Source organism: Anaerotruncus sp. 1XD42-93 (assembly GCF_009917605.1).
Taxonomy (GTDB): domain Bacteria; phylum Bacillota; class Clostridia; order Oscillospirales; family Ruminococcaceae; genus Anaerotruncus.
The window spans coordinates 23,646-32,094 of record NZ_QZEG01000034.1 but is presented as its reverse complement, the minus strand read 5'-3'; the positions used below and the strand labels follow the sequence as shown (position 1 = coordinate 32,094).

The 8,449-nt window shown below is 49.5% G+C and carries 16 protein-coding genes; 11 read left to right on the top strand and 5 right to left on the bottom strand.

The genetic code is table 11. The features are described 5' to 3' along the window. Window positions 1-320 precede the first annotated feature (320 nt). On the bottom strand, window positions 321-551 hold the full coding sequence (locus D5269_RS12005) for a helix-turn-helix transcriptional regulator (RefSeq protein ID WP_120485642.1): 231 nt from the start codon (window positions 549-551) through the stop codon (window positions 321-323). A 144-nt stretch (window positions 552-695) separates the two neighbouring features. On the opposite strand from D5269_RS12005, the gene D5269_RS12000 reads away from it, so the two are divergent. Then, the gene (locus tag D5269_RS12000; protein WP_120485641.1) at window positions 696-1,196 is read left to right on the top strand and encodes a hypothetical protein; all 501 of its coding nucleotides are present in this window, start codon (window positions 696-698) and stop codon (window positions 1,194-1,196) included. Next, window positions 1,186-1,350 carry a hypothetical protein gene (locus D5269_RS11995; RefSeq protein WP_158604963.1) on the top strand — a complete coding sequence of 55 codons (165 nt, stop codon included), beginning with the start codon at window positions 1,186-1,188 and terminating at the stop codon, window positions 1,348-1,350. The genes D5269_RS12000 and D5269_RS11995 overlap by 11 nt, the downstream gene beginning before the upstream one ends. Before the next feature lie 4 nt (window positions 1,351-1,354). On the opposite strand, the gene D5269_RS11990 is transcribed toward D5269_RS11995, so the two are convergent. Then, window positions 1,355-1,690, bottom strand: a complete 336-nt coding sequence (locus D5269_RS11990) for a helix-turn-helix transcriptional regulator (RefSeq protein ID WP_120485640.1) — start codon at window positions 1,688-1,690, stop codon at window positions 1,355-1,357. 68 nt (window positions 1,691-1,758) lie between these two features. Between D5269_RS11990 and D5269_RS11985 the strand changes: the two genes are divergently transcribed. The 4 genes from D5269_RS11985 to D5269_RS11970 are packed head-to-tail and all read left to right on the top strand — an operon-like array spanning window position 1,759 to window position 3,158. Next, window positions 1,759-2,238, top strand: coding sequence for a hypothetical protein (locus D5269_RS11985; protein ID WP_207709125.1), 480 nt, complete (start codon window positions 1,759-1,761; stop codon window positions 2,236-2,238). Between the two features lie 39 nt (window positions 2,239-2,277). Beyond that, entirely contained in the window at window positions 2,278-2,556 is a 279-nt protein-coding gene (locus tag D5269_RS11980) for a hypothetical protein (RefSeq protein WP_120485638.1), read from the top strand. Between the two features lie 23 nt (window positions 2,557-2,579). Then, window positions 2,580-2,897 carry a hypothetical protein gene (locus D5269_RS11975; RefSeq protein WP_120485637.1) on the top strand — a complete coding sequence of 106 codons (318 nt, stop codon included), beginning with the start codon at window positions 2,580-2,582 and terminating at the stop codon, window positions 2,895-2,897. After that, entirely contained in the window at window positions 2,898-3,158 is a 261-nt protein-coding gene (locus D5269_RS11970; RefSeq protein ID WP_166545178.1) for a hypothetical protein, read from the top strand. Here D5269_RS11970 and D5269_RS11965 read toward each other — a convergent pair. After that, window positions 3,103-4,476, bottom strand: coding sequence for a recombinase family protein (locus D5269_RS11965; protein WP_120485636.1), 1,374 nt, complete (start codon window positions 4,474-4,476; stop codon window positions 3,103-3,105). The two genes, D5269_RS11970 and D5269_RS11965, sit on opposite strands and share 56 nt — an antisense overlap. Window positions 4,477-4,882: 406 nt before the next feature. Then, window positions 4,883-5,260, bottom strand: a complete 378-nt coding sequence (locus D5269_RS11960; RefSeq protein WP_120485645.1) for a helix-turn-helix transcriptional regulator — start codon at window positions 5,258-5,260, stop codon at window positions 4,883-4,885. A 131-nt stretch (window positions 5,261-5,391) separates the two neighbouring features. Between D5269_RS11960 and D5269_RS11955 the strand changes: the two genes are divergently transcribed. The 3 genes from D5269_RS11955 (at window position 5,392) to D5269_RS11945 (ending at window position 7,070) form a co-directional block, all read left to right on the top strand. Then, complete coding sequence (locus D5269_RS11955; RefSeq protein ID WP_120485635.1) at window positions 5,392-5,628, top strand: hypothetical protein; 237 nt, start codon at window positions 5,392-5,394, stop codon at window positions 5,626-5,628. 297 nt (window positions 5,629-5,925) lie between these two features. Further along, a complete protein-coding gene (locus tag D5269_RS11950; protein WP_158604962.1) occupies window positions 5,926-6,084 on the top strand; it encodes a hypothetical protein in 159 nt (52 codons plus the stop codon). Between the two features lie 626 nt (window positions 6,085-6,710). After that, on the top strand, window positions 6,711-7,070 hold the full coding sequence (locus tag D5269_RS11945; protein ID WP_147407976.1) for a hypothetical protein: 360 nt from the start codon (window positions 6,711-6,713) through the stop codon (window positions 7,068-7,070). Here D5269_RS11945 and D5269_RS11940 read toward each other — a convergent pair. Then, window positions 7,015-7,467, bottom strand: a complete 453-nt coding sequence (locus D5269_RS11940) for a hypothetical protein (RefSeq protein ID WP_147407975.1) — start codon at window positions 7,465-7,467, stop codon at window positions 7,015-7,017. The genes D5269_RS11945 and D5269_RS11940 overlap by 56 nt on opposite strands. Window positions 7,468-7,613: 146 nt before the next feature. Here D5269_RS11940 and D5269_RS11935 point away from each other — a divergent pair, with 146 nt between their 5' ends. Continuing rightward, a complete protein-coding gene (locus tag D5269_RS11935) occupies window positions 7,614-7,808 on the top strand; it encodes a hypothetical protein (protein ID WP_120485630.1) in 195 nt (64 codons plus the stop codon). Between the two features lie 81 nt (window positions 7,809-7,889). Beyond that, the gene (locus D5269_RS11930) at window positions 7,890-8,111 is read left to right on the top strand and encodes a hypothetical protein (protein WP_120485629.1); all 222 of its coding nucleotides are present in this window, start codon (window positions 7,890-7,892) and stop codon (window positions 8,109-8,111) included. The last annotated feature ends 338 nt before the right edge of the window (window positions 8,112-8,449 follow it).

The window sequence follows — 8,449 nt, the reverse complement described above, 5'->3', positions numbered from 1 at the left end:
TTCGTTTACATTGCCGCTATCGCTATTTTGTTGATTTAGCTCAGCCTTCACTATTTTTCAAACAAGCCCTAGCCCCGATGATACTCTCTATGTCCTGGGGGATGTAATCGACCGTGGCCCGGATGGATTCAAAATCATGTTGGACATGGCCCAGCGGCCCAACGTAGTAAACCTGTTGGGAAATCATGAGGCAATGGCGATGGATGCGCTCTCCCGTGTGTTGAGTGTCATTCAGCCAGACGGAGGCGTGGAATTGTCCAGAGCAAGCAAAGCCGCCGCCCTCCAATGGGACGGCAGCTTTATGCTGCCGACAGTTGCGCTCAGTCATCTTCCAGCAGCTTTGAAGCCGGGATTTGAAGGACAGCAGCCATTTTGAACAGCGTTTCCAGCGATACGCCCCTTGTTGTACCTGTCCCTTCAACCTGCGCAAGAAAATTGACGCTTTTGTTGATCTTTTCTGCAAAGACCTCCTGCGTGTAGCCCGCTTTCTTCCTGTAATAAGCGATTTTCAAGCCAAGTATTCTGTACTTTTCCGGAAATTCGGTCTGCATACGGCATCACTCCCTGATAGTATGCTACCAATTTCACAATGCAATTAAAATTTCTATAAAGAAAATGATTATTTACTTTAAGTCAAATATAGCGTATAATGCGGGATACAAAGCGACAATCATTACATACTCAGGAGGAGGACTATGCCAACCTGTTTCTTTATTGGGCATCGTGAAGCATCGGATTATCTGCTGCCGCAGCTATCTGCCGAGGTAGATCGTCATATTACAGAACTGAAGGTGACAGATTTTGTTGTAGGGATCTATGGATGGTTTGACTCAATGGCAGCGAGAACCGTCAAGGCTGCTAAAAAGCGCCACCCGGAGGTGACGCTCACGTTATTGCTGGCCTATCATCCATATGACCGCCCCATTCCAACACCGGAAGGTTTTGACAGTACATTTTACCCGCCAGGGATGGAAACCGTACCGAAACGAGCAGCTATCGTAAAGGCTAACCGCTACATGGTAGACCACAGCGATTATCTGATTGCCTATGCGTGGCATACTGCCAGCAACGCAAGGGAATTGGTATCATATGCAAAAAAGCGCGAGAACAAAGGGCTTATCCAAGTTACAGAACTGGCAAGGGAACCGCAGAGAAATACTGGTATTATGATAGGAGATGGAAAAATTGAAGATTGAACTTAGCGACCCTATGTTGTACGACAGGCTACATACACTCTCAGCCGAGTATTCGGTGTCGGTTGAACTGCTTGTCAATCTGGCCGTGCGGCGGCTGGTGGATGATATTGACTTTGTTAGAAACCTCCGCATTGGCAAAATCAAGAGGGCGTAGCGGACTACGCCCCCTCCCCGCCAAAATATGCAAAAATCGTCCGCAATACATTGATTGCCATTTGCTTACGCTCCAAAGGCTGCTGATCTATGATCTGTTTGAATTGCTCCATGATGTTGGTATCGCTGTCAGATACGGAATCGGCCAGCAGATAGTCCACAGTTACACCGAGGCGGTTTACCAGCCGTACCAGCGTATCCAGCGTCAAGCTCCGCTCTCCACGCTCGATTGCACCCATGTAGGTATCCGATATGTCCACGGCCTCCGCAAGCTGGGCCTGTGTGAGATTCAGCCGCAGCCGTTCTTCTCTGATCCGTTCGCCCAACCTCTTATAGTCCATGTGTTCACCCCCTGTTTATTCTACCCAAGAGAGGTAGCAGCAAGAAACATCTAACAGGGGTATCTATATTGACTAATGGAGGTTTTCGTGATAACATGATGTGGTATCATTCACTTCAAGGCAAATATTCCGGGCTTTCCCTGGTGATATTTTGCGGAAAGGAAGAACCACAAATGTCCAGAGTTTGTAGGACGGCGAAAGAGTTCGCCGAGGCTGTGAAAAATAATGAGGAATATATCACAATCGAGGGCGACTTAAAAAACGGCGTTTTGCGTATAAAGGCGACCGGAAAGGTTGCATGGGGAGTATGCGTTGCGTCATTAGCGGTGGCTATAGCTGCGGTTGCTGTGGCTCCGGTTGGGGGTGGTGCTCCGGCTGGTGCTGGCCTTGTAATGGCTACACCAGCGGCAGCTACGTTAGGAGCCGCAGTTATTCCAGCCATTGCGATAGGCGTTTGTGCCGGTGGTGTTGGTGTTCTGAATACGCTGAGGGATAAGTACAAAATTGTAGAAAAGACCGATACATATATAACCCTCAAGCGCAAATAAGTCACTTCAACACCAACGAAAAATTGGGAGGTCATAGTTATGAGCGGCGAAAAAGCGATGGCAGTTCTTGCAATCATCCAACAGCTAATACCGGAGGCCAAGAAAATTTCTAAAATCCACGGGTTTGTTCACAAGAGAGTTGAAGCGGAAATCAATGGCATACGAGGATTCCTGGTTTGGGATTTTATTGTTTACAATGAGATCACATTTGATGATACAGAAGGCAATATCATGTCGTTCTTTACCTCTGCATCTGACGATAAGACCGAAGCCGAGTGGAATCGGCTCGTGAAAAAGTATGGAATCAATGCGGACTAATGCTTTGACAGAATGGAGTGTTCATGTTCAAAAAGAAGCTGAAGAAAATACCCGCTGATCTGGTATCTTACATCCAGATCGAAACCGAGGCCATCAAGGATGCCAACGACAAAATGATGATTTCCTCCTACTGTCTCGGCAAACTGGAGCTGGTCAACTGGTATCTCGAACTTCTGGCGGTTGGCTCCGAAAAGTACATTGTCCCACAGAGCAAGGCACACTTAGAGACAATTAGAGATCAACTCTTGGCCTGCCATAAAGCGATTATGGCGGCAAAAATAATGAAACCTGGGGATCGTCCACTACTGGACATCAAATACCCCAAAGGATACGAAGGATAGGTGATTTTAGTGAAGAAAATAATTGCGCTGCTGGCAGCGATTATGTTGCTGCTGTCGGCCTGTTCCAGTGCCACGTTGGATGGTGCTGGTAAAGAACTGGAGGATACCATAGCGAACGCCACGGATGCTGACAATAAATACGTCCAGATGGTCAAAGGAGGATACAGACCCGACGACCCCGACAGGTCTAAATATATTAGTACAGTCAAACGCGAAAAAGAATTTGGGGAGAATTCTCTGTATTTAGGCGTATTTCTTTGATAATACTATGCCAAAAGTCACGGCGTTGTATTGGGGACATAGCGGTATAGCCTGTTTGGAATTCAGCGTTGAGGCAGGTGCGAAGGCGGTCGAAGTCGGGGCGCTGGGGTTTGGGCTGTTCAGCATCTAGCTTTCCACGGTATTTTTGATAGTCCGTCTGGTATTCCTCCAGCGTGATGTAATCGTCTATATACAGCTGCTTCAGCTTCTCCAGCTTGCGAAGGATCGCCGCTTTATCCACCTTGGGGCGCACCGGCGCACTCGCGGAGGCCTCCCATTGCATTTGATACGCGTTCAATTCCTCCTGTATGTGCTCCAACAGCCATGCCTCCAGCTTCTCCTCGTTGACTTCCTTGCGGTGGGGGCAGCGGTGATACTGCATTGCCGTGGGGCAGCGGTAGAGATGGTATTCCCAGTTATGCGCTTTCCGCTTTGTAGTCGCATAGCGGCCCGCCATTTTCCGCCCGCATTCCGAGCAGACCAGCAGGCCGGAAAACAAGTAGATGCGTCCGGTCTGGTTGTGGCGGATGGAGCGCTCCTTCAGCAGCTCTTGAACGCGGTCAAATTCCTCTGGCGGGATCAACGGCTCACAGTACGTTAGGTTGTCCCGGTAAACGCCCTTGTAGAGCGGGTTGGCCAGCATGCGCCTTGTGCCGTCCAGCCACAGGATGCGGCCAAACTGCTCCCCTACTTCCCGCACCGCGCGGCTGATGCTGCGGTGGGACTCGTAGTGACGGAACAATTCCCGCACAAGCGGGGCCGTCTCCGGGTCCGGGACGATATGCTTGTCCTCCACCTTCAGGCCCAGCGGCGGGTTGCCGAAAATCGCCTCGCCCCGCGATACCTTGTTTTGAAACACAAACTTGATGCGGTCGCTGTCCCGGTCGCTTTCGTCCTGGGCCACGGAGAGCCGGATGTTGATATACAGCCGCCCGTTGGTGGTCTCGGTGTCGTAATGCTCCTGGGTTGTTTTCCAGGCCACGTTATGGGCATCCAGAATCTTCTGCACCTCGTAATAGTCCGCGATGTTCCGGAACCAGCGGTCCAGCTTGATAAACAGGATCACATCGATCTCCCCGGCCTTGACCTTTTCCAGCATCTCCATAAACGCGGAGCGGGCTGTGTAGCGCTTCCGGGCGCTCTTCCCCTCGTCGACGAATACCCCGGCGACGGCGTAGCCGTTGGTGCGGGCGTACTCCTCCAGATCCTCCCGCTGGGCGGGGATGGAGTAGCCTTTTTTTGCCTGCTCCTCGGTGGATACCCGGATATACAGCGCGGCACGGCGTACCGGGGGCGGACATGACTGCGTCTTTTTCATAAAAATTCACCTGTCCCTTTAAAAATGGTTGCAATAACCCAGGGGCAGGTGGTATAATCATTTTGTCTTGGAATGATTATCGGGCCTGTCCCGGTATTGTTTCACTCGCCGCCCTCGGTGCTGGTAACACTGGGGGGCGGTTTTTTCTTTTTTCTGGCATTTTACACTGAAAATCGACGGAATTCCTGTGATATAGTAACATTGCGCAAATACATAGCCTTGGTGCCAGGGTGGAAAGGAATCAACGATGGATAAAAGGCCCGCCGAAAACCGTGACGCAAAGTCGCGTGAGTTTATGATTGTGCGCATTATCCAAGCTATCCGCCAGATGGATACAAGGAAACTGCGCAACGTGTATCATTTTGTCCAGAATATCAAATAACGGCTGTCGCTATGGCTGGCCCCGTCAGGGGTCAGCTTTTTTTATTTCCTCCGACAGCTCTAAAACCTTCTTTTCAAGGAGCTGCCATTCATCGGGCGTCATCCGGGCCAACACAGAAATGAACTTCTGCCGAAAATCCGGTTCGCCCCTCAGAATATTGCCAACAAAAGCGGAAATCTCATCCGTTCTGGACATCTGGGTAAACATTTCGCCCTCACCCGTGCGGAGCCATTCCTCATTGACATCAAACTCGCGGCAAATGGATTTGATGGTAGCATCCATTGGTGCACGACGATTCGCTTCATAGTTAGTAATAGTATTTCTGGTTGTGCCCAATCTCTGCGAAAACTCTTCTTGCGTGATACCTAATTTCTCACGAAGAGCTTTTACTCTTTCTCCCACAGTCAAACAAATCGCCTCCTCGCAGAATAAAGTATACAGAAAAAAGGTAACGTTGTCAACAAAAAATTCTTGACAACAGTAACAATGTATGCTACCATAAGTAACAACGTTACTAAAAGGAGGTGAAGGACATGGCAGGCAATGAAAGAAAAGAGCATCTCGGCCAGCGGAGGCAATTGCTGGCCGAGAAACTTAGAAGCATGGGTGTTGAGCCGGCAACCAGGAGCAGCATTCTGATGTCCGCATTGGAAGTCTTTGAAACAGCTGACGTACAAAAAGCGGCGGAAATGCTGCAAACTGGCGAGTGGATCGCGGTAAACTCCGTGTTTCGCGAAGAAAGGGCGTTTTTGATCCTACTCCGGATTTAGGAAATCGCTTGTACCATAGTCAGGCGATAAATCTGGATATTTAGGGTCTTTGCCTTTCCACCCAAGAGTAAAGTGCGCCGTTTGCCCGAAAGTCTTTGGGTCACCGGTAGCGAATGCGGCATTATGGATGTTGACGATAACCCACCCCGAATCAAGATACCGATTCACATCCCTGCAACTTGTGACATCGACAATTTCAGAGATTTTTGAGAGATTCATATTTTCACCCCATTCCTCCAACCAAATCATACCACAGACTGGAGGAAGGGGCAACCACCAAAAGAAAGGAGGTGCCCCATGAGCACAAAGGAGAAAGAGATTGTCCGGAACATCACCGAAGCCGTTTCCATCCTGCCGGAAGAAAAGCGGGAGTATATCCTGGGCTATGCGGAGGGTGTGCTTGCGATGGCGGACCGGGCGCAGCCCAGCGAGCCCAGCGACCAGCCCAGTATATGACCAGCGAGCGAAAGAGATGAAAAGAAGTGAGCCAGATGAGCTATGCAGAAGATCAGAAACGGAAACGGGCAATAGCAAAGCAAGTAGCCCGACTTTTGGCAGAAAGCCGGACTACTTACGCTGATTTACCTGAGATATTCCGATTTACTTCACTCCAACTGATGTGTCAGGTGCAAGAGGACAGCACTGACGCCGAGGTGGAAGTCAGAGCTGAGACGCGATATGTGCACTGTCAGCAGTGCAGTAAAGTTTGGCATCATGAGGATGCTGCTTTCTGCAGCGGATGTGGGACAAAACTGGAGTAAGGGATCATCTTCTACTTGTACGCTTTACCACAATCCGGGCAATGGCTGGCCGAAAGACTCTCGCGGTATGTGCCACAGGATGGGCATTTGCTGATCATAGGAGCACCGCATTTTTCACAGAATTTGGGCGCGGGAAAAAATCGTGGATTGAGCTTTTCGATTGGATCTGGCCCAAAGGCAACAATATGCTTGCATCCAGGGGCACTGCAATAAGCATAAAACATATGTCTCCCTCCTTCCTCATGTTGGCGAAGGAGGCAACCAGCAGAGAGTTAAAGCGCAAGAAAAAGCCACCCGAAGATGACAAAAAGGAGGTGTAAATTGAAAGATAATCTAAATCATTTCGGAAACCGGCTTATTGCAGTTGATTTACCAAATGAAAAAGAAGAGGCATTTCAGGACAGGCCCATTGTATACGTAAAAACCTTTCCGCTGGATGAGAGAAAAGAATTCTTACTGATCCTCTCATCCCTTAAAGCCTCCGAAAGGTGCAAAACATTTTCAGACTGCAAGCTCTTGCAAGAGACAGCCTATCAAATGGAACGTTACCATTTGGCATTCCACGAATTGTCTGTCCGGTTTCAAAAATGGAAAAAGGTCATAAGCATTACATGGGGAAGTTCAATTATTGTAGCAGTCGTTCTAACTGTATTATTGGTTCTAACCATTGTGAGGCCATAGCACCAAGGATAGCGGCAAGCAATAGCTGAAGAAAATCCCAAAACCTCCCCATTCGGCGGTCATGAGCAATCTCTTGCCGATCAGCGAAGTAAGATATTCCAGAACGGGTAAGGCGATAGGTGTAATTTTGGGGGTTAGTTTTATCTACCTCGATATACCCTTTATCGATTAAAGATTCTAAAGCACAGACTGCCTTTTTAAAGTCACTAAAAATTTTTAGAAATTCATCTTGAGTAATCGAGACAAAGCCATAAGAGAGATAACAGCTATGGAATAAAAACATAACGTTCTCTCTGTCTCGATCAGTTAAAATGATTTTCCTTTTTCCTAGTTTTATTTTTGTGATCTGGTTAGTGTCGGTATTCAAAACAAAGGTTCCCTTATTTTTTAGTTTCACTGTTAAACACCACCTTGCACAGAGCGGCCTCCCGGCGCTAGCAACACCGAGAGGCCATGCAACCCTACTAACAGTTAAATCCAGAACAGGGTTACAGGAAAAGTATACCATACCTCCTGTTGCCCTTGCAATAAGGAGGAATCAATTTGTCAAAGAAAAATTTGAGCATGGAAGCCCGCGTTGCCGCACTCGAGCAACGCATGGAGGAGATCATTGAGCGCGTGGACGCCATCGACAAGGAGCTTGAGGGGGTCGCGCACATCCGGCCCGCTGGCGGCTCTTACAAGGAGATGGTGGACGGGCTGATGCGGTCAGCAGTCGAGGATGCTTACAAAAAATAAGCCGCCCAGCGACCAACCCTTGGACGCTCAGTCCGGCGCATGAATAAGGCCGCTCCCGGCGGCAGGAAGGAGGCAATAACCATGAGGCAAGTAGACGGCGGCGTGTTTCTGAACGAGCCGAATATCGGGCTGATCGCGGAGGCGCTACGGAGTATCTTCAATGAGGGCATCGCCAAGGAGTGCGGCGTGACGCTGACTGGGGTCAAGGTCGTACATAAGAACACCAGAGAGGCGGTATGGCCATTGGCGCAGGGTCAAACAAAAAAAGACGGCCCAGACCGCCCTGTAACAGGAAGGAGATAAAAATCTATGCGCTACGACGTGATGAAAGCCTACCGACGGCTGTGTGAACTGTACGGCTGGCCGCAATCCTTTGAAGGGCTGCGCATGTTCGCACGGCAGGTCAGGATGGGGTATCGCAGTATTTGGCTGGGAGAGGATCATGGACGGGATCGCATTGAGCGGATGTCGGTCACACAAGGCGCAGCGGACGTTACCGCGGTTACACGGTCGGACGCGAACATTTTTTGCCGTATATTCCGGCATGGTGTCCAGAACGAAAGAAAACCGCCCCCGATGCCGCAAACATCGAGGACGGGAGGCCGGAAGGCCAAATCTAACAACCACCCCCATTATATGGG